Origin of the sequence: Pedobacter gandavensis (assembly GCF_032678745.1) — a bacterium.
In the GTDB taxonomy this organism is placed as follows: Bacteria; Bacteroidota; Bacteroidia; order Sphingobacteriales; family Sphingobacteriaceae; genus Pedobacter; species Pedobacter gandavensis_C.
Window position 1 is genome coordinate 37,095 of record NZ_JAVTST010000007.1, and the last position, 22,404, is coordinate 59,498.

A 22,404-nucleotide genomic window follows, 5' to 3' on the forward strand; every position below is an offset into this window, starting at 1 on the left:
TACTTTTAGCCCTTCATGAAGACCAGTCAACGGAGATACCTCATATTATACTTTTTATTTGCGTTTATTTCCGTTGCTGTTAAAGCAAATGATATCAGGAGTATCGGGGTTCCCTATGTCCAGAATTACCCAAAGTCGCTTTATCTATCCGGCAATCAAAACTGGTCGATTACAAAAGATAAAAATGGTGTTCTATATTTTGGAAATGCACAAGGCTTACTCAGTTACGATGGCAAATACTGGCAGCAATACAAGCTACCAAACCGGCAAATTGTAAGATCCGTTCTAGCTGATCCTTCTGGGATCATTTATACTGGCGGTTTTGGTGAACTTGGTTATTGGTCTTATAAAAATGATAAATTAACCTATTCCTCTTTAACAAAGCTTATTCCCAGGAATAATCCGGTAAAAGATGAAATCTGGAAAATCTGTTCCGATGGGAAAAGGGTAATTTTCCAGTCCTTCTCTACCATATACATCTACGAGAATAACAAAATAAAAGCCATTACTGCCTCAAAACCCTTCCTCTTCCTACATCAGGTTGGGAAACGTTTTCTTGTAGAAGTATTAGGCAGTGGACTGTTTGAACTCAAAGCGGATCAACTCATCGCATTAAAGGGCAGTAACCCCACAAATTCAACTGATGTCTTGTCCATATTACCCTACCAAGGTAATAAATTGCTGATTGGTACCAGTAAGGATGGCTTATTCCTCTACGATGGGGAAAAATTCAGCACCTTTAATACACCCGCCAATAGCTTTTTAAAAACCTTTCACCTCAACAATGGCGTAAAGGTTTTAAATAAATATTATGCATATGGCACAATCTTGAATGGCTTAATTATCATAGATGAGCAGGGAAACGTAGTTCAGCAAATCAATAAGTCAAGTGGTCTGCAAAACAATACTGTTCTTAGTCTTTATGCCGATCAGGATCAAAACCTCTGGGCAGGACTAGACAATGGAATAGACCGCATAGAATTAAACTCTCCTTTATACTTTTACTTTGATAAAACCGGCCAGTTTGGAACCGTTTATTCCAGCCTGATCTATAACAATACCATCTATTTAGGAACAAATCAGGGCTTGTTCTATAGTCCATGGGTATCCGGAAAACAAAATACGTTCAATTCTTTTGACTTCAAGCTGATTCCAAATTCACAGGGACAGGTATGGGAACTCACCGTAATAGATGGACAGTTGATTTGTGGCCACAACAATGGCACTTTTAATGTCACAGGAAATAAACTGGAAAAAATCTCTAATGCCAACGGTGGATGGACTATAAAGAAGCTTGATGATGGACAAGATTGTTTGATTCAGGGAACTTATAATGGTCTGGTGATCTATAAAAAGGATGCCCGGGGATTGTGGCGTTTCAACAATAAGGTGGCTAATTTTGATGCGCCATCCAGGTACGTTGAAAGAGATGAAAAAGGAGACATCTGGGTAAGTCATGCTTATAAAGGTCTGTACAAACTCACTTTAAGCCCGGACCTGAGCAAGGTCATCGCCACCAGAACTTATAATGAGAAAAATGGATTACCGGACGATTATAACATCAATATCTTCAAAATCGAAAACAACCTGGTATTCTCCTCAGATAAGGGTTTTTATATTTATGATGACATCAGCAATAGATTTAAAAACTACGAAGAACTCAATAAGGGACTAAAAGGCTTTTCAACGGCCAACAAAATCATTAATGCCGGTAAATCCAAATACTGGTTTATTAACCGGGGTAAAATGGCCCTGGTACAGCTGAAAGAATCAGGGCAGCTCCAAATTGACTCCAACAGATTTAATATTCTGGATGGAAGAATGGTGCAGTATTATGAAAACATCAGCAAAATCAGTGATAATATTTACCTCATCAGCGTTGATGATGGCTTTGTGATCTACAATGGGAACAATGTTCCAGCAAACCTCAAGACACAGGATTTACCCGTGGTACTCATTAGAAAAATTGAAGACATCACTGACACATATCAGCTATTGAGTGAAATTGGAGAGCCAGGTATAAAGATGGAGATTCCTTATTCCAGAAATAACATCCGTATTTCCTATGCCCTGCCGTATTACCGACAGGCCAAAATCAAATTCCAATATTTTTTAGAAGGATATTCTAAACAATGGTCGGAATGGAGTACCGCTTCACAAAAAGACTTCACAAACCTGAGTAAAGGAAATTACACTTTCAGGGTAAGGGCAAAGATCAATGATCAGGTTATTCCTAAAGAAAGCACCTTTGAATTTCAGGTTCTTCCTCCATTCTATGCTACAAACTGGGCTTTAGCCTTGTATACACTATGCGGGATTGCTTTAATCATTGCTGCTAAACGCTTGTATGAACTCAAGCTGAAAAGAGATCAGGATGCGATTACAAAAAAAATGCAGGCAGAGAAAGAGGTCTTCCTAAAGAAAGAAGCAGAAGCAAATGAGCGACAAATCATTAAGCTACAAACCGAAAAACTGCAGGTAGAACTTGCCGGAAAAAATAGGGAACTGGCCAATTCGGCCATGAGCCTGGTCTATAAAAATGAATTGCTACAGAAGCTTAGTCAGGAGATTGCCAAACTAAAAGATGGCAATGGAAAGCCACTTTCGGAAGATCAATTGAGAAAGATTCAGAAGGTCATCGACGAAGGAATGAACGATGAACGCGACTGGCATTTATTCGAGAGCAGCTTCAATGAAGCGCATGAAAGCTTCTTTAAAAAATTAAAAGCAAACCATCCGGACCTCGTGCCAAATGATCTGAAACTATGTGCCTATTTACACATGAATATGAGTAGCAAAGAAATGGCGTCTTTACTTAACATTTCTCTGAGAGGAGTGGAAATCAGAAGGTATAGACTCCGTAAAAAGCTCGAAATCCCTCATGACAAGAACCTTGTGGAGTTCTTAATGGAGCTATAATACTACATCATTACCACACACACCTTCTTCTTTAGCCCCACAATCCTGTATTTATTCTTAGCCAGCTGGAATCACTGTTTTTCTACTCAATCATTGCAAAAGCAGGTTTTTGAACCAAAAACCAAGTTGGAAAAGCCTACAAAAACACCACACATCATTCCTGACGTATTCATGTAGAGGTCAAATCTTTGCAATAGCCACAGCAGTCACTGAGATTTAGTGAATCAAATAAACATAACCTAAACGAGCATGAAAAGAATCTTTACAAAATTTTCTGTTTTAGCATTCCTCTGTTTTCTTTTTAATTATTCTGCCTTTGCACAGCAGATTATTGTAAAAGGAAAGGTGACAGATGGCGGTGATAAAACCACTATTCCAGCTGTAAGTATACAGATAAAAGGAGCAGCAACAGGAACACAAACAGACGCCAATGGGAACTATTCCATCAGCGCTCCGGCAACTGCCACATTGGTATTCACTTATATCGGGTATACCACACAAGAGGTGCCGGTAAACAATAGAACTACAATTAATATAGCCATGACTTCTTCCGCTCAGGACCTAGAACAAGTGGTGGTAGTTGGTTACGGTACACAAAGAAAAATCGATGTAACGGGTTCCGTTGCCAGCATCAAAGGAGAAGAAATTTCCAAGCAAGCTTCTGTAAATCCAGTAAGTGCTTTACAAGGTAAAGTTGCCGGCGTTTCCATTACCAATAATGGTGCTCCAGGCGCCTCTCCACTCATCACGATCCGTGGTACCGGTACCATTTATGGTAATACAGGAGTACTTTATGTAGTAGATGGAGTTTGGTATGATGATATCAGCTTCCTGAATCCTGCTGACATTTTCAATATGAGCATCTTGAAAGATGCCTCTAGTTTAGCTATCTATGGTATCAGAGCTGCCAATGGGGTGGTTTTGGTAACGACTAACAGAGGTAAAAAAGGCAATGCGATAGTCAACTATAACGGAACATTTGGTTTACAAAGTGTAACCAATCCTCTGAAAATGGCAGATGCAACTCAATATGCGACCATTATTAACGAAATCTACGCTTCTAAAAATGAAGATCTGCTTTTCAAAGATCCTACTGCTTTCGGAAAAGGAACAGATTGGTATGGTCAAATACTTAGAAATGCGCAGGTAAATAACCACCAGCTATCTATTAGTGGTGGTGGCGAAAATAACATCTACAACTTATCCCTTGGCTATTTAGATCAGGATGGGATCGTAAAAGGCAATAACTATACTCGCTACACTGCCAGATTAACCAGTGAATTCCAAATATTGAAACCTTTAAAAGTGGGATACAATGTTTCTGGAACAGCAAGTAACTCTAAAGATATTGACAACGTGATCTTCCGTCAGATGTTTACTGCAGGTCCTGTAGTTCCTGTTTATTATGCAGATGGCACTTACGGAGATCCTAATGATTTTGGTCTGGGTAGTGGCGCAGGTGCAAACCCACAAGCGACTATTGATTACTTCAATAGAAGATCTAAAAACTATAAATTCACTGGAAATGTTTATGCAGAACTGGAAATACTTAGAAGCCTATCTTTCAGAACCAGCTTTGGTGGCGATTTTTCACAGGCTGAAGTAAGAAGCTATACTCCGGTATATAAAGCAACAAATGCACAACGTAATGAAACCAGTATATTAGGAATCGACAGAACAGAAGATAGAAACTGGATCGTTGAAAACACCTTGACCTACAAAAACACTTTTGGTGACCATAATTTAACGGTATTAGCAGGACAAACTGCACAACGTAACAAAAATTATTTCATCAATGGCAAAGCTTTAAATGTCCCTTACTCTAGTGAGGGAGACCTTTACCTGAGTTTAGGTAGTGAAGCAGGACGTTCGATATTGGATGGTGGAAATCTACAAACTGCTGCCTCTTACTTTGGTCGCGTAAACTATTCCTTTAAAGACCGTTACCTGCTAAATGCTTCGATGCGTACAGACGGTTCTTCAAAATTCTATTCCAATGGAAATCCATGGTCTCATTTCCCTTCTATTGGGGCAGGTTGGGTGATTAGTAATGAACCCTTCATGCAAGATCAGCAGATTTTTAGCAATCTGAAAGTCCGTGGTAGCTGGGGTAAAGTCGGAAATGCAGGAGTTCCTACAAATCCAACTCAGCTTACTATCTCTCAGAAAGGTGGATATGTAGCTTATTTTAATGGCATTGCTTATACAGGTAAATCTATTGATCAGATTACACCTCCCTTTATCGTTTGGGAACGCAGTTCTGGTACTGATATTGGCTTAGAAGCTGGATTTTTAGCTAACAGACTGACTATTGAGGCCGATTATTACAACAAAATAACTGAAAGAGCAATTTTTGCAATCCCAGTAGCAACTGACCTTGGATTAGGAATAGCAAAACAAGTTGGCAATCAAGCCGATTTCAGAAACCGTGGATTTGAATTCACTGCCAATTGGAGAGATAAAACTGAAAGTGGATTCAGTTATTCCATCAGTGGAAACGTTGGTTACAACCAAAATAAAGTAACTAAAGTAGTAACGGGTGAAAATCCAATTTACGACGGTGGTGAAGGATTAGCGAATGGCTCCCTTGCTACACGTACCGTTCTTGGAAGACCAATTGGCGAGTTCTATGGCTATAAAGTGGCAGGCATCTTCCAGAATGCAGCAGAAGTTTTAGCGTCTGTTCAAAAAGATGCACAAGCGGGAGATTTCAAATATGTAGATCAAAATGGTGATGGTGTGATTGACGGGAAAGACCGTATTTCTCTTGGTAATGCAAACCCAAAGTTTAACTACGCCCTAAATACAACTTTTGCTTATAAGAATTTCGACCTTTCTCTGGACATCCAGGGAGTTGCAGGAATCAGCATCTATAATGCAAACCTAGGCGTAAGATATGGTAATGAGAATTTCACTGAAGACTTCTTTAAAAACAGATGGCATGGTGAAGGTACTTCTAACACCTACCCTTCTGCAAACATAGGAACCACTAAAAATTCAGCACCAAACTCCTTCTTTGTCGAAAAAGGAGATTACATCAGATTAAGAAACGTACAAATCGGCTATACTTTACCAACTCGCTTAATGAACAAATGGAAAATGCAAAAGGTAAGGGTATTTGCTAATGCTCAAAATCCTGTAAATCTATTTGGATACAAAGGCTTTAGCCCGGAGATCGGAAAACCTACCGTAGGTAATTATTCTCCACTGGGTGCTGGTATAGATGCAAATGTATATCCATTGTACGCCACTTATAACTTAGGTCTAAACGTTACTTTTTAATTGATCCGGAAATGAAAATATATAACCATACCGCGCTGCGTAAAGCATGCGTAATAGTCATCACAGGTACTATCTTACTCAGTACCTCTTGTACCAAGAATTTCCTTGATGTTCCGCCACAAGCCAAACAACCTGCAGAAACGTTTTGGAAATCTCAGGAGGATGCACAAGCTGGCGTATATGCCATTTATGGTAATTTGCGAAGTTGGGCAAATGTAGCCTTTCCAGCACTTGCTGTAGAAAGCATTGCTTCTGATGAAGCAGATAAAGGAAGTTCAACAAATGACGCCAGTTATCTGAACGATTTTGAAAACTTTAATGTCACCTCTACCGATGGGCAGGTGCTTGGATTTTGGGAAGGTCAATACCAGAACATCAATCTTTGTAATCAGGTATTGGATAATATCCCGGCCATAGAAATGGATGCGAATTTAAAAAGCCGCCTCCTTGCCGAAGCTAAATTTGTTAGGGCCTATTCTTACTTCAGATTGGTAAGGGCTTTTGGGGGCGTAAGGTTACACCTAACCATTCCTAAAACACCAGCACAGTTTAATATACCAAGAGCTACAAGAGAAGAAGTTTATGCGGCAATAGAAAAAGACCTGAATGAAGCTGCAGCAGTATTGCCGACAAGTTATCCAACCGCCGACCTTGGCCGTGCAACTAAAGGTGCTGCATTAGCACTGCATGCCAAAGTAGCCATGTATCAAAAGAATTGGCCTCTGGTACTCAGCTTAACCAATACCGTAATGGGTTTAGGATATAGCCTATTGCCAGACTATCAGTCACTGTTTCGTTTGAATCATGAAAACAGCTCAGAATCTGTATTTGAGATTCAATGTGAGTATAATCCTGGTACAAAAGATGCCAGTAACAGTCAGTATTCACAAGTTCAAGGAGTAAGGGATCAAACCGGCTATTGGGGTTTCAATGCACCATCATTAGCATTGTCAAATGCTTTTGAAGATGGAGATCCACGTAGAGAAGGTACTATTCTTTTTGTAGGTAATACGACTCCTCAAGGTGATTTAATCACTTCAGCTCCTGGAGATCCTGTAAGGTATAACCACAAACCCTACGTGCCTTTTGCCACGCCTTTTGACGGTAACAACCCAAGAGGTGGACAGCAAAATGTTAGGGTAATCCGTTACTCAGATGTATTGTTAATGAATGCAGAAGCTGCCAATGAACTGGGGAATTCTGGTCAGGCACTTTCTTCTTTAGAACAGGTGAGGTTAAGAGCTAGACAGGGAAATCCAACGATTCTTCCTAAAGTAACCACCACAGACCAGATTGCACTTCGCGCAGCCATCTACCATGAAAGACATGTAGAATTGGCTATGGAGTCAGATCGCTATTTCGATGTGATCCGTCAGGGACGCGCAGCTGCGGTATTCGGTCCTAAAGGTTGGAAAGCGAATAAAAATGAAGTATGGCCAATTCCAAATACTCAGATTGAACTAAGTGTAGGTGTCCTTACACAAAACCTAGGTTATTAATCTCATTCAACGAAAAGAAATGAAAACAAGATTATTTTATATATTATCAGCAGCAGCCGTTTCTTTAGCGGTTAGCTCCTGTACAAAAAAATTCGATCCTTCCAGTTATGCACCAGCATTAAATATTGGTGGTTATACGAGTAGCAAAGAAGTGGCTTCTGCTAACCTCGTTGCACATTGGGCTTTCGATGGCAGCTTAATTGACAGTGTTTCGAAAGTTAGCGGCGTATCTACCAGTACCTCTTTTGCTGCAGGAACCAAAGGCAATGCTCTACAAGGATCCTCAGCAGGATATGTAATTTCTGATACACCATCAGAAGTGCAGAAATTAAAAAGTTTCACCACTACCTTATGGTTTAATTCAGACCTGAATACTGGTGCAACAGGGTTGATTGACATTGCAAATACCACCGCAGGCTGGGGTAATTTAACCGTATTCCTGGAAAATGGAGGCGATGCCGCAAATGGGGTTATTCAATTCCGTGTTAATAATAATGGTGTGCTTACTGCTTCTGAGAACATTAAAGTACCTGGCATCTGGAAAAAATGGACACATCTGGCTTTAAGTTACGACCAGATAAGTTCTAATTTTATCCTGTACATCAACGGAGGTAAGACCAAAACCATGAATGTTCCTAACAACGGAGCCCTAACTTTTCAAAATGCAACGAAAATGGTTTTTGGAACCTTACAATTTCAAACTACTCCAAGTTTAACTACTGGAGGAGGTAAAGAATCCTGGGCCGCAAACCTAAACGGTAAGCTGGATGAAGTTAGAATCTTTAACAAAGCATTGACTGCTGATGAAATCGGTGCCTTATCTAAATTAGAGAGTAAAGGAAAATAACCACAGACCTCAATATCATGAAGCGTTGCAGGCTCGGTTCTGCAACGCTTTTTACACTAAAAGCCCCCAATCTCACATGCAGTTAAGACCTCGTCTTCTGGTATTCATTTCATTGCTGTTATTCTCTTGCTCAAAACAAGATACTGCTATGCCTATTGAACCAATAGCTTCTCTGCCTGATTCATTTACCTTTAACATGCTAAAAGTAAATGAGCTGTCTGCTGGGTTCAGTTATTATGGTATCAATACCAGTCCGGTATTCAAACTTTCCTTTTCCGCAGCAATAGATAAAAGTTCTACGGAAAAAGCAGTGGCAATTAAAGATAAAAATGGCCTGCCTGTTAAATTGGAACTGAGTTATGAGGACCAGGGACAAACACTCGTTGTAAAACCTGCCCTACCCCTTAGTCCCATCACCAAGTACTTCTTAGATGTACAAACGAATTTAACTTCCGATAACGGGAAGAATCTGAAAACACCGATTACCATAAACCTCATCACCGCAGTAGATGAGGCGGATAAATTCCCTGTCCTGGCTGAAGAAGCCTTGCTGAATTTAGTGCAAAAACAAACTTTTAAATATTTCTGGGATTTCGCACATCCTGTTAGTGGCCTTGCCAGAGAACGAAATACTTCTGCTGACATCGTTACTTCCGGAGGATCTGGCTTTGGAATGATGGCCCTGGTAACAGGAATCCATAGAAATTTCATTAGCCGCGACCAAGGTTTGGAACGCATGCAAAAGATCGTTTCCTTCCTGAAAAATAAAGCTCAGCGCTTTCATGGTACCTACCCACATTGGATGAATGGCAATACTGGAGCAGTTATTCCCTTTAGCCCAAAGGACAATGGAGCAGACCTGGTAGAGACTTCCCTATTGATGCAGGGCATGTTAACCGCCAGACAGTTTTTCGACGCTGCGAGTCCTGCAGAAACTGAGTTAAGAACTGATATTACCCGTATTTATAATGAAGTGGAATGGAACTGGTTTGTTAGAAACAACAGCCTATACTGGCATTGGAGTCCAACCGTAGGCTGGGAAATGAACCTACCCATCAAAGGCTGGAATGAAGCTTTAATCACCTATGTGATGGCTGTATCCTCAGAAACATACCCAATTCCAAAATCGGTTTACGACAATGGCTGGGCCAGTAATGGCGCCATGAAAATCGGTACGAATGGTCCATTGTTTCTCTCCCATTATTCCTTTCTAGGCATCAACCCAAACGGTTTATCCGATGCTTATGGCAATTATGAAAATCAAACGAAAGCCCATGCCCTCAGCCATTATAACTATGCAAAAACAAATGTGAAAGGTTTTTATGGCTATGGAGAAAATTGCTGGGGCCTTACCGCAAGCGACGATATCAATGGATACCTTGCCCATGAACTCGCCAACGACAATGGTGTAGTTTCCCCCACTGCAGCACTCTCCTCTTTCCCCTATACACCTAAAGAATCGATGCAGGCCTTAAAATATTATTACTACAAACTTGGAGATAAGATATGGGGAGATTATGGATTTACTGATGCCTTTTCGCTCCATGATGCCTGGTTTGCCAGTTCCACATTAGCAATAGATCAGGGGCCAATCCTGATTATGATTGAAAACCACCGCAGTCAGTTGTTATGGAAACTATTCATGAGTAGCCCGGAAGTAAAAACAGGAATGAAGAAATTAGGCTTTAATGGTCCCAACCTATAACCACGAGATAAAATGAAAAGAAACTTACAACATACCTTTTTAATGCTATGCCTGATCTGTTCGACTTATCAGCTAAATGCACAGCAGAAAAATACAGAAAGCATTAAATTCGACCTGAAAATAAAGAAAAACTTAACAGACGACCAATTGCTGGACTTGGTTCAAAAACAAACTTTCCGTTATTTCTGGGATTTCGCTCATCCAGTAAGTGGTATGGCAAAAGAACGGAGCAATGTCGCTTTTGAATATGGGAATGAAGTCGTAACCACTGGTGGCACCGGATTCGGCGTAATGGCCACTATTGTGGCTGCCGAAAGACATTTTATCAGTCGAGAACAGGCTGCTGCAAGAACAAAAAAGATTGTAGACTTTCTATGGAAAGCAGATATGTTTCATGGTGCTTTCCCACATTGGCTAAATGGAGAAACCGGTAAAGTGATCCGATTTAGTCCGAAAGATGATGGCGCAGATATCGTAGAAACATCTTTGCTGTTCCAGGGATTACTGACCGCAGCGCAATATTACACTGCCGATAATGAGACAGAAAGCGCAATAAGAAATAAAATTCAATGGATGTGGGAAGGAATTGAATGGAATTGGTTTACCCAAGGCCAGAAAGTACTGTACTGGCATTGGAGCCCAAATAACGGATGGAGTATGGACCACCAGATCAGAGGATACAATGAATGTCTGATCACTTATGTGCTGGCAGCATCCTCCCCAAAATACTCCATAGACCCAAAAGTTTACCATGAAGGCTGGGCAATGAGCAATACTTTTTTCAATGGAAAAAAATTCAATGACATCACTTTACCATTAGGTTTCGACGGTGGAGGTCCATTGTTCTTTTCTCAATACTCTTATCTGGGATTAGACCCAAGAGGATTAAAAGATCGTTATGCGGATTATTGGGAACAAAACAGAAATCATACCCTGATCAACAGAGCCTATTGTCTGCAAAACCCAAAGCATTATAAAGGTTATGGCGCCAACAGCTGGGGATTAACCGCAAGCGATAGCTGGCAAGGTTATGCGGCACATTCTCCAACAGAAGATCTTGGCGTCATCACTCCTACCGCCGCTTTATCCGCATTCCCTTATACTCCGGAATATTCTATGCAGGCCTTAAGACATTTTTATGAAGACAAAGGTGATCAGCTATGGACGGAATATGGATTTGCAGATGCTTTTAGTGAGCAACACAATTGGGTGGCAAAATCACACCTAGCGATAGATCAGGGACCAATCATCGTGATGATAGAAAACTACCGTAGCGGTTTATTATGGAAGCTTTTTATGAGTAATCCAGCTGTACAAAACGGGCTTACAAAATTAGGATTCAGCAGCCCTGTCATCAAATAGCAGGTCAGCTGATGAAGGTGTATCCTTATTTTTACTCGTTTTAAGAGTATAAAGGAAAAAGAAACCTTTATACTCGCAAAAAAACAGTTTTAAATAAATACAACAAAAAATGAAAAGATTTTATTACTTCCTTCTTGTATTCGTTCTTAGTGCTGGAATCAGTAAAGCGCAGCAAAAACCAGCATTCTGGAAAGAAATACAGGATTTCAAGCATAAAGACAGCATTTCGATGCCTCCTAAAAACGGTATTTTATTCGTTGGCAGTTCTTCCTTCGAGAAATGGAAAGACCTGGAAACAGTCTTCAAAGATTACCAGGCAATCAACAGAGGCTTTGGTGGCTCAACGCTTGCACAAGCAAATTACTACATTGCCGACCTAGTTTATCCTTATCAGCCACGCCAAGTGGTAATTTATAGTGGCGAAAATGACATCGCTACGGATGGTGTAAGTGCGCTTGAGACGCTAAATCGGTTTGCTGCATTTTTTAATAACATCAGACTGAAATTTCCAGCAGTTCCTGTTTTATACATTTCCATTAAAGACAGCCCTTCCAGAACCAAGTATGCCGCTACAAATGCACATGCCAACCTGCTGATTAAAGAATACCTGCAGCACTACCCTAATACCAAATTTGTAGATGTGAATAGTAAAATGCTAAATAAAAACGCACTACGTCCTGAACTTTTTCTGGAAGATATGCTACACATAAAACCAGAAGGTTATACCATCTGGATTAAAGAAATCAAACCATACCTGGTTAAACCCTAAATAGACACATATAATAAAACAATAATGAGAAAAGCGAAGTACCTATTTTTCCTGGCCGCAATTTTTAGCTTTGGCAGCAGTTCTGCGCAACAGAAAAAAGCAAACATCGATCAGCAAATGAACATATTCATAAAAGACTTGCTGTCCAAAATGACTTTGGAAGAGAAGATCGGCCAATTAAACCTGTTAACTGGCGGAGAAGCCACGACAGGCTCTGTAGTCAGCACTGATGTAGAAAGTAAAATTAAAAAAGGTCAGGTAGGCGGTATGTTTAGCTTAACTACGCCCGCCAGAGTCCGCAAGGCACAGGAAATTGCAGTAACACAAACCCGCTTGAAGATTCCCATTATATTCGGTCAGGATGTAATCCATGGCTATAAAACGACTTTCCCAATTCCATTGGCTTTATCGTGTACATGGGATTTATCGCTAATTGAAAAAACAGCAAGAATTGCGGCCATTGAAGCAACAGCAGATGGATTAAACTGGACATTCTCACCTATGGTGGATATTTCAAGAGACCCAAGGTGGGGCCGTATTTCTGAAGGATCTGGAGAAGATACTTACCTGGGTGCTGAAATCGGTAAAGCGATGGTTAGAGGATACCAGGGCGATGACCTTTCTAAATATAACACCATGATGGCTTGTGTAAAACACTTTGCCTTATATGGCGCCGCCGAATCTGGAAGAGACTATAATACCACAGATATGAGTCTGAACAGAATGTATAATGAATACCTCCCTCCATATAAAGCTGCGCTAGATGCAGGTGCAGGTAGTATCATGACCTCTTTCAATGACATTAACGGCGTTCCAGCTACGGCTAACAAATGGTTGATGACTGATTTATTACGTAAACAATGGAGCTTTGATGGCCTTGTTGTAACGGATTACACCGCTGTGAATGAATTAATCGACCATGGATTGGGAGATCTGCAAACAGTTTCTGCACTTGCTCTAAATGCGGGAGTAGATATGGACATGGTAGGCGAAGGATTTCTAACCACACTAAAAAAATCAGTGGAAGAAAAAAAAGTAACGGAAGCGCAAGTTACTAACTCCTGTCGACTGGTATTGGAAGCGAAATATAAATTGGGTTTATTCGAAGATCCTTTCCGCTACTGCAACGAAGAACGTGCAAAAAAGGAAATCCTAAAACCGGAACACCTGAAAATTGCCAGGGAAACAGCTGCCCAAAGTTTTGTATTGTTAAAAAATCAAGGACAATTGTTGCCACTGAAGAAAACAGGAACGGTTGCTGTAATCGGCCCATTGGCAAATACAGGAACAAATATGCCTGGAACCTGGAGCGTAAATAGTGATTTACAAAATACCATTTCTCTGCTGCAAGGATTAAAAGCCAATGCTGCTTCTGGACTAAAAATTCTACACAGTGAGGGATCTAACCTTTTAACCGATCCTGAATATCAAAAAAGAGCAACAATGTTCGGCAGAGATCTGCCAAGAGATTCCCGTTCTGAAGAAGAAATGATCGCTGAAGCAGTAGCTACTGCGAAAAATGCAGATGTTGTCATCGCTGCTCTTGGTGAAAGTTCCGAAATGACAGGCGAAAGTTCCAGTCGTACGAATCTGGACATTCCAGAGACTCAGCAACGCTTATTAAAAGCGCTGCTAAAAACAGGAAAACCAGTAGTATTGGTGTTATTTACAGGTCGTCCATTGACCCTGAAATGGGAAGATGAAAATGTTCCTGCCATCTTAAATGTTTGGTTTGGTGGAACAGAGGCTGCAAATGCCATTTCGGACGTCTTATTTGGAAAAGTAAATCCATCAGGAAAACTAACTGCAACGTTCCCACAAAACATTGGACAAATTCCATTGTATTACAGTCATAAAAATACAGGCCGACCACTCGAAGAAGGGAAGTGGTTCAGCAAATTCAGATCCAACTACCTCGATGTGAGTAACGATCCATTGTATCCTTTTGGATACGGTTTAAGTTATACAACTTTCGAATATAGTAACCTTAAACTTAGTAAAAACAGCTTTAAAGCCGGAGAGACAATTTCTGCTTCCATTACAGTGAAAAATACCGGTACGTTCGCAGGAAAAGAAACTGTACAACTTTACATCCGGGATTTAGTAGGCAGCATTACCCGTCCGGTTAAAGAGCTGAAAGGATTTCAAAAAATCGAGCTAAAAGCGGGAGAAAGCAGATCGCTTACTTTTAAAATCTCAGAAGAAGACCTTAAATTCTATAATGAAGCCTTAAATTTTGCGGCAGAACCCGGCGAATTCAAATTATTTATAGGAACCAATTCCAGAGATAATTTGGGAATACCTTTTAAACTAACGCTATAATATCTCTTTCTCCTCTACCCTGTTGGTGAAAATTCAACAGGGTTTCTTTACTTTTAAATGATTCTTAAATTGTTTAAGTTTGAATTATGAGCGGCATTAAAATAACACTCTCCATAATAATCCTGGTTTTTAGCCTCGGTTCAAAAGCACAGGATTTCAAAAAATTTGATAAAGGAAACTTTATCAAAGGCAAGGATAGTATTTACTATCGTATTCTCTTTCCTGAGAATTTCAGTGCCGATAAAAAATATCCAGTTTTGTTCTTTTTACATGGAAGTGGAGAACGCGGAAATGACAATGAAAAACAATTGACTCATGGAGGAAAACTCTTCCTGAAACCAGAAATCCGTAAACAATTCCCTGCGATCATTATATTCCCTCAATGTACGGAAGATAGCTTTTGGGCAAATGTAAAATTCGACAAAGATGAACAGGGTAAACGATCGATTAGTTTTCAAAAGAGAGGAAAACCTACAAAATCAATGAAAGCTTTATTGGGTATGATTGATAACTTTTTAGACAAACCTTATGTGAACCACAATCAAGTGTATATAGGAGGTCTTTCTATGGGCGGAATGGGTACTTATGAATTGTTAAGAAGAAAGCCAAAGCTTTTCGCAGCAGCCATTGCCATTTGTGGTGGCGACAATGTAGCCAACGTCCAGAAATACAAAAATGTTCCATTATGGATCTTTCATGGGGAGAAAGACGAGGTAGTTCCAGTTGGATTCTCTACCATGATTTCGGATCAGCTCAAAGTACTAGGAAAAGACCCTAAACTTACTTTGTATCCGGATGCACATCACAACAGTTGGGATGCTGCATTTGCAGATCCCAAACTATTGCCATGGTTATTTTCTAATCAAAAGAAATAATAGCGATTACTCAGCCATATTGTGATAAACAGCTTGAACATCATCGTCCTCTTCCAGTTTATCAATTAGCTTAAATACATCTGCAGCCTGCTCTTCTGTTACTGGAATAGTAGATAATGCTATACGCTCTAATTTCGCGCTTTTCATTTCTACTCCAATATCTTCAAGTGCTTTCTGCATTTTGCCGAAATCTTCGAAAGCAGTTTGTACCACTGCTATTTCATTTCCTTCTTCATCTGCCTCCAGATACAATTCTTCCAGACCTGCATCAATTAATTCAAACTCCAATTCTTCCAGATCTTTCTCCGCTGGTAAGAAACGGAAGATTGACTTACGACTAAAGATAAAATCCAAAGAACCTGTTTTACCTAATGTACCACCAGTTTTATTGAAATAACTACGGATGTTAGCCACAGTTCTATTGGTGTTATCCGTTGCAGTTTCAATCAGGATCGCTACACCATGTTGTGCGTATCCTTCATAAACAAACTCTTCATAGCCATTCTCATCCTTATTAGATGCCCTTTTGATTGCAGCTTCTACAGTATGCTTCGGCATATTCACTGCCTTTGCATTCTGGATCGCAGTACGCAAACGGGAGTTAGTATCCGGCGAAGGACCATTATCTTTAACGGCCATTACAATCTCTTTACCTATCCTGGTAAATTGTACGGCCATTTTAGCCCAACGTTTAAATTTCCTTTCTTTTCTGAACTCAAATGCTCTTCCCATTGTATCTTTTATTTAAGGAATTTCCTTATTAATGATTATTCTGTAAGTTCGTTAACATATCTGTTGTCATCTTCGACAAATCAAACTCCGGCTTCCATCCCCAATCTTTCTGAGCAAAACTGTCGTCGATAGAACGCGGCCAGCTATTGGCAATCGCCTGACGTGGATCATTTTCAGTGTAAGATAATTTAAAATCTGGAATATGTTTTCTGATTTCTGAAGCTAATACTTCTGGCGTAAAGTTTACACCACCGAAATTATAGCTGGAACGGATGGAGATTTTACTGGCCTCAGCATCCATCAATTCAATCGTACCACGAATTGCATCATCCATATACATCATTGGCAATTCTGTCTCTGCGTTTAAGAAAGAGGCATAGCTACCTTTTGTTAGAGCATCATGGAAAATATGGATAGCATAATCTGTAGTTCCACCACCTGGAGCGGCTTTCCAGCTGATCAATCCTGGGTAACGGATACTACGCACATCCAAACCAAATTTCTGGTGGTAATATTCGCACCAACGTTCACCTGCAAGTTTACTGATTCCATAAACCGTATTTGGGTCCATTACACAGTATTGTGGCGTACGATCTTTTGGAGAATTTGGTCCAAATACTGCGATAGAACTAGGCCAATAAACTTTAGCCGTTTTATAAACAAGGGCAAGATCTAAGATATTCAACAAACCATTCATGTTCAGATCCCAGGCTAATTTAGGATTCTGTTCACCAGTAGCAGATAATAATGCCGCTAATAAATAAACCTGAGTAGGCTTATATTTTTGAAATATGCTGTTCAAAATGTCTTTTTCAAGTACGTTTACGAACTCAAAAGGACCTGAATTTTTGATGTCATAATCAGGTCTGCGAATGTCGCAAGCTACTACATTACTTTCACCGTAAGTCTTACGTAAGGCGGTTACTAATTCCGTGCCGATCTGACCGTTAGAACCTAATACTAATATTTTCTCAATCATGAATTTTTGTATGGATTTTGACAAAGTTAAAAAAACGAAACAAACCTCTATAAAATGTTTATGATTTATACGTTTTTGTCTTTTTTGTGTTCCTTTTCAATCGCGATTTCTAGGTAAAAAGAGAGCAAAAACCAACTAAAAGGGATATAGATTTTCTCAAAAAAAAAGGCAAAAAAACTAGAAGGAAATAACGTTTTAGGAGTATCAGCAAAGCTGAAAAAAGCATTAAATTATGCCTTAACATGAGTTATTTTTCAGCTTACAATAAGGGGAAAGTTGATTAAGTAACAAAAACATGATATATTAGATTTATTGTGTATTTCGCACACTAACCATTATTTTTTGCTTATTATTACAAAACAAAACACACTTTAACCATATAAAAACACCTAAACAGCCAAGTATGAACAGAAGAGAAGCAGTGAAAAGTGTTGCCTTTTTAATGGGAGGCGCATTGTCTGCAACTACTATTGGAGTATTTTTAGATAGTTGTACTTCACCATCTACAAAAGCAGCCGGGAACTTATTTTCTGCCGATCAGGAAAAGGTCATCACGGAAGTTGCTGATGTCATTATCCCTACCACGAGTACGCCAGGAGCCAAAGCAGCCGGAGTAGGTCCATTCATTGCTATGATGATGAAGGACTGCTACCCAGAAGATGCTCAAAAAGCGTTTGTGAAAGGTTTGGAAGATCTGGAAAAACAGTCTCAGGACACCTTCAAAAAATCATTCCTTGAAATTTCTGTACCACAGCGCCAGGAGCTTTTAAACAAAGTGAGAGAAGCTACGATTGCAGCAAACAAAACTGAAAAAGAGGAATTAGAGAAACAACAAGAAAACATCACTCAGAAGAAATCTGAAAAGGAAGCTCCAGGCAACGCAATGACGCCAAAGGACAAACCTAAAACCACACCTCAATTCTTTGCCATCATCAGGGACTTAACCTTACTGGGTTACTTTACTTCCGAAATTGGTGCTACCAAGGCTATGGCCTATGTAGAAATTCCTGGTCGTTACGACGGCGATGTGCCTTTAAAAACAGGTCAAAAAGTTTGGTCATAAACCTTTTAGAAATTAAACAATGAGCAATTTAAATACGAAAGCAACTGCGCAAAACACTTATGATGCGATTGTTGTAGGATCAGGAATCAGTGGTGGCTGGGCTGCAAAAGAGTTAACAGAGAAAGGTTTAAAAGTTCTGATGCTGGAGAGAGGCAGGAACGTTGAACACATCAAGGATTATACTACGGCTATGAAAAAGCCATGGGAATTTGAACACCGTGGAAGACTAACTGAAGCACAAAAAGAGTCTCATCCTGTACAAAAAAGAGATTATCCTTATCAGGAATTTAATGAAAGCTTCTGGGTGAATGACCTGGAATGCCCATATACTGAGGTAAAACGTTTCGACTGGTACCGTGGTTTCCATGTAGGTGGTAAATCATTAATGTGGGGCCGTCAGAGTTACCGTTTAAGTGACCTGAACTTTGAAGAAAATGCAAAAGATGGCCATGGTGTAGATTGGCCAATCAGATATAAAGATATTTCGCCATGGTATGATTATGTAGAGAAATTTGCAGGAATCAGTGGCCAGGCAGAAAACTATCCTCACTTCCCCGACGGGCAATTCCTTCCACCGATGGACATGAACGTTGTGGAGAAAGATGTAAAGAAAAGAATTGAAAGTAAATGGAATAAATCCAGAATTCTGACTATTGGTCGTACAGCTAACTTAACTGTAGAGCATGGCGGAAGGGGTAAATGTCAATACCGTAACCTTTGTAGCAGAGGATGTCCGTTTGGCGCTTATTTCAGCACACAATCGTCTACCCTACCGGCTGCTGTGGCTACTGGTAACTTAACACTTCGTCCTTACTCATTGGTGAACACAATCATCTATGATAAAGAAACACAGAAAGCGAAAGGTGTAGTAGTGATTGATTCTGAAACTAATGAACACATAGAATACTTTGCAAAAATTGTATTCGTTAATGGTTCTACTTTAGGTTCTACGTTCTTATTGCTAAACTCTACCTCCCCAGAACATCCAAATGGATTAGGTAATGGTAGTGGTGAACTTGGACACAACCTGATGGATCACCATTTCCGTTGCGGAGCTTCGGGAAGAGCAGAAGGTTTTGATGATAAATACACTTTTGGTAGAAGAGCCAATGGTATTTACATTCCTAGATATAGAAATATTGGTAATGACAAACGCGATTACGTAAGAGGCTTCGGTTACCAGGGGGGTGCAAGTCGCGGAAACTGGCATGCTGATGTCGCTGAAATGGCATTTGGTGGTGATTTTAAAGACCAAATGACAGTACCAGGTGCATGGAATATGGGCTTAGGTGGTTTCGGAGAGTCTCTTCCTTACCATGAGAACCGTGTTTATATCGATCCAAGTAAAAAAGATAAATGGGGACAGTCTGTTTTGGCAATTGACTGTGAATTCAAGGATAACGAGCAAAAAATGCGCGCAGATATGATGAACGATGCTGCTGAAATGCTGGAAGCTGCCGGTATGAAAGATGTGAAAACATACGACAATGGTTCTACTCCAGGTATGGCGATCCATGAAATGGGTACTGCACGTATGGGTCTTGATCCTAAAACGTCTGTGTTAAACAAATGGAATCAGATGCACGAAGTGAAAAACGTATTCGTAACTGATGGTTCTTGTATGCCTTCTGCTGCGTGTCAGAATCCTTCATTAACATATATGGCATTGACCGCAAGAGCTTGTGATTTTGCAGTTAGTGAACTTAAAAAAGGTAACCTTTAATATTAACCTGCATATTGGTAAAAGCCAGTATGCAGGTTTTATGTTTAAACCATGCTAAGTCGGTTTAGACACTTTGAAATCAACAAAAACAAAATATTCTGATGAACAACAGAAAGATGAGAATGGGGATGATCGGTGGTGGCAAAGATGCCTTCATCGGAGCCGTTCACCGCATTGCGGCAAACATGGATGGTCAGGTTGAATTTTGCTGCGGCGCGTTAAGCGTCAACCCTGAAGTTGGTAAACAATCTGGACAGGAGCTTTTCCTTGATGATGACCGCATTTATGCGAATTATCAGGAAATGATTGAAAAAGAAAGTCAGCTACCAGCAGATAAACGCATAGATTTCGTGACGATTGTTACGCCTAACTTTGCTCACTTTGCTCCGGCAATGATGGCTTTGGATCATGGCTTTAATGTCGTGATTGAGAAACCAATTGCATTATCTCTTGAGGAAGCCAAACAATTACAGGAAAAAGTAAAAGAAACAGGACTGGTTTTGTGTCTGACTCATACTTATTCCGGTTACCCGATGGTGAAACAAGCCAGGACAATGGTAAAAGAAGGAAAACTAGGTACCATTAGAAAAATAATGGTAGAATATCCTCAAGGATGGTTGAGTACTTTAACAGAACGCGAAGGAAATGCCGGCGCGGCATGGCGTACCGACCCTGCTAAAAGCGGTAAAAGCGGTTGCATGGGCGATATCGGAACTCACGCTGCTCAATTGGCAGAATATATCTCTGGTTTAAAGATCAGTAAACTTTGTGCAGATTTAAATATTGTAGTACCAGGACGTGGATTAGATGATGACGGAAACGTTTTGTTAAAATTCGACAATGGTGCTAACGGTGTTTTAATTGCTTCTCAAATTGCTGCAGGTGAAGAAAACGCCTTAAAAATTAAAGTATATGGTGAAAAAGGAGGCTTAGAATGGCACCAGATGGAACCAAATACCTTAATCGTAAAATGGTTGAACGAACCAGCACAAATCTACCGCGCCGGACAAGCATATCTTTCAGAGGCTGCGAAACACAATACTCGTGTTCCTGGTGGTCATCCGGAAGGATACCTGGAAGCTTTCGCTAATATTTACAGAAACTTTGCCTTAACCATTGGCGCAATCAGTCAAGGACAAGAACCTACAGAAGCAATGCTTGATTTCCCTAAAGTGGAAGACGGCGTAAGAGGCATGGCCTTCATTGAAAATGTAGTCGCTTCTTCTGCGTCTGACCAAAAGTGGTTTGATTTTAAAATATAAACATCATGACAACAATTAAAGGCCCCGGAGTTTTTCTGGCTCAGTTTATCGGTGATGAAGCTCCATTCAACTCCTTAGATGCCATTTGTGAATGGGCAGCAGGATTAGGATTTAAAGGTATTCAAATGCCAACTCTTGATTCCCGATTCATTGATTTGCAAAAAGCAGCAGAAAGTAAAACTTATGCAGATGAATTAAAAGGAAAAGTAGCTTCTTATGGTTTGGAGATTACAGAATTGTCTACCCACTTGCAAGGGCAACTGGTAGCTGTAAATCCAGCTTATGACCTTGCTTTTGATGCATTTGCTCCGGATCAATATAAAAACAATCCTGCCGAAAGAACCAAATGGGCCGTTCAGCAATTGAAATATGCTGCAAAAGCTTCGCAGAACCTTGGCTTAAATGCACATGCCACATTTAGTGGTTCATTATTATGGCACATGTTCCATCCTTGGCCACAACGCCCGGAAGGTTTGGTAGACGCAGCTTTTACAGAACTTGCTAAAAGATGGATGCCAATTCTGAACGAATTTGACAACTGTGGTGTAGATGTATGTTATGAAATTCACCCCGGTGAAGATCTGTTTGACGGCATTACCTACGAAATATTTCTGGAAAAAGTAAACAATCATCCACGTGCCTGTTTGCTGTACGATCCTTCACATTTCGTATTACAACAGCTGGACTACATCCAATACATAGATTTCTATCATGAACGTATCAAAGCTTTCCATGTGAAGGATTCTGAGTTTAATCCTACAGGAAAACAAGGGACTTTTGGTGGTTACCAAAGCTGGGCGAACCGTGCCGGCAGATACCGTTCGCCAGGCGATGGGCAGGTAGATTTCAAAACCATTTTCAGTAAACTTGCACAATATGATTACAGTGGCTGGGCGGTAATGGAATGGGAATGCGTAATTAAAGATGCACAAGTTGGAGCGAAAGAAGGTGCAGAATTGATCAGCAAGCTGATTATTCCTGTAACTGACAGAGCATTTGATGATTTCGCTGCTTCCGGTGGAAATGACGACTTCAACAAGAAAATTTTAGGACTATAATAAATTA

Annotated in this window: 15 protein-coding genes; 13 read left to right on the top strand and 2 right to left on the bottom strand. The window is 40.2% G+C overall.

What is annotated here, in order from left to right:
* Nucleotides 1–15 precede the first annotated feature (15 nt).
* The 9 genes from R2S10_RS19565 to R2S10_RS19605 all read left to right on the top strand — a co-directional run bounded on the left by R2S10_RS19565 (nucleotide 16) and on the right by R2S10_RS19605 (nucleotide 15,580).
* A complete protein-coding gene (locus tag R2S10_RS19565; RefSeq protein ID WP_316842103.1) occupies nucleotides 16–2,919 on the top strand; it encodes a triple tyrosine motif-containing protein in 2,904 nt (967 codons plus the stop codon).
* A gap of 249 nt (nucleotides 2,920–3,168) precedes the next feature.
* Nucleotides 3,169–6,201 (top strand): TonB-dependent receptor, encoded by a 3,033-nt coding sequence (locus R2S10_RS19570; RefSeq protein WP_316842104.1) that lies wholly within the window; start codon nucleotides 3,169–3,171, stop codon nucleotides 6,199–6,201.
* 11 nt (nucleotides 6,202–6,212) lie between these two features.
* Nucleotides 6,213–7,700, top strand: coding sequence for a RagB/SusD family nutrient uptake outer membrane protein (locus R2S10_RS19575; protein WP_316842105.1), 1,488 nt, complete (start codon nucleotides 6,213–6,215; stop codon nucleotides 7,698–7,700).
* 19 nt (nucleotides 7,701–7,719) lie between these two features.
* The gene (locus R2S10_RS19580; protein ID WP_316842106.1) at nucleotides 7,720–8,547 is read left to right on the top strand and encodes a LamG domain-containing protein; all 828 of its coding nucleotides are present in this window, start codon (nucleotides 7,720–7,722) and stop codon (nucleotides 8,545–8,547) included.
* 76 nt (nucleotides 8,548–8,623) lie between these two features.
* Nucleotides 8,624–10,252, top strand: coding sequence for a glucoamylase family protein (locus R2S10_RS19585; protein WP_316842107.1), 1,629 nt, complete (start codon nucleotides 8,624–8,626; stop codon nucleotides 10,250–10,252).
* Between the two features lie 12 nt (nucleotides 10,253–10,264).
* Nucleotides 10,265–11,614 carry a glucoamylase family protein gene (locus tag R2S10_RS19590; protein WP_316842108.1) on the top strand — a complete coding sequence of 450 codons (1,350 nt, stop codon included), beginning with the start codon at nucleotides 10,265–10,267 and terminating at the stop codon, nucleotides 11,612–11,614.
* A gap of 109 nt (nucleotides 11,615–11,723) precedes the next feature.
* Nucleotides 11,724–12,383 (top strand): GDSL-type esterase/lipase family protein, encoded by a 660-nt coding sequence (locus tag R2S10_RS19595; RefSeq protein WP_316842109.1) that lies wholly within the window; start codon nucleotides 11,724–11,726, stop codon nucleotides 12,381–12,383.
* Nucleotides 12,384–12,407: 24 nt separating this feature from the next.
* Complete coding sequence (gene bglX / locus R2S10_RS19600) at nucleotides 12,408–14,705, top strand: beta-glucosidase BglX (protein ID WP_316842110.1); 2,298 nt, start codon at nucleotides 12,408–12,410, stop codon at nucleotides 14,703–14,705.
* Nucleotides 14,706–14,791: 86 nt separating this feature from the next.
* Nucleotides 14,792–15,580, top strand: coding sequence for a prolyl oligopeptidase family serine peptidase (locus R2S10_RS19605; RefSeq protein ID WP_316842111.1), 789 nt, complete (start codon nucleotides 14,792–14,794; stop codon nucleotides 15,578–15,580).
* Between the two features lie 6 nt (nucleotides 15,581–15,586).
* Here the strand turns inward: R2S10_RS19605 and R2S10_RS19610 are convergent, their stop codons facing one another.
* Both R2S10_RS19610 and R2S10_RS19615 read right to left on the bottom strand, forming a co-directional pair.
* Nucleotides 15,587–16,312, bottom strand: a complete 726-nt coding sequence (locus R2S10_RS19610) for a YebC/PmpR family DNA-binding transcriptional regulator (RefSeq protein WP_316842112.1) — start codon at nucleotides 16,310–16,312, stop codon at nucleotides 15,587–15,589.
* 28 nt (nucleotides 16,313–16,340) lie between these two features.
* A complete protein-coding gene (locus tag R2S10_RS19615) occupies nucleotides 16,341–17,291 on the bottom strand; it encodes an NAD-dependent epimerase/dehydratase family protein (RefSeq protein ID WP_316842113.1) in 951 nt (316 codons plus the stop codon).
* Nucleotides 17,292–17,694: 403 nt separating this feature from the next.
* Here R2S10_RS19615 and R2S10_RS19620 point away from each other — a divergent pair, with 403 nt between their 5' ends.
* The 4 genes from R2S10_RS19620 to R2S10_RS19635 all read left to right on the top strand — a co-directional run bounded on the left by R2S10_RS19620 (nucleotide 17,695) and on the right by R2S10_RS19635 (nucleotide 22,397).
* Nucleotides 17,695–18,354, top strand: coding sequence for a gluconate 2-dehydrogenase subunit 3 family protein (locus tag R2S10_RS19620; RefSeq protein ID WP_316842114.1), 660 nt, complete (start codon nucleotides 17,695–17,697; stop codon nucleotides 18,352–18,354).
* A 19-nt stretch (nucleotides 18,355–18,373) separates the two neighbouring features.
* Entirely contained in the window at nucleotides 18,374–20,077 is a 1,704-nt protein-coding gene (locus tag R2S10_RS19625; RefSeq protein WP_316842115.1) for a GMC family oxidoreductase, read from the top strand.
* A gap of 101 nt (nucleotides 20,078–20,178) precedes the next feature.
* On the top strand, nucleotides 20,179–21,339 hold the full coding sequence (locus tag R2S10_RS19630; RefSeq protein ID WP_316842116.1) for a Gfo/Idh/MocA family oxidoreductase: 1,161 nt from the start codon (nucleotides 20,179–20,181) through the stop codon (nucleotides 21,337–21,339).
* Nucleotides 21,340–21,344: 5 nt separating this feature from the next.
* A complete protein-coding gene (locus R2S10_RS19635; RefSeq protein WP_316842117.1) occupies nucleotides 21,345–22,397 on the top strand; it encodes a sugar phosphate isomerase/epimerase in 1,053 nt (350 codons plus the stop codon).
* Nucleotides 22,398–22,404: the final 7 nt, after the last annotated feature.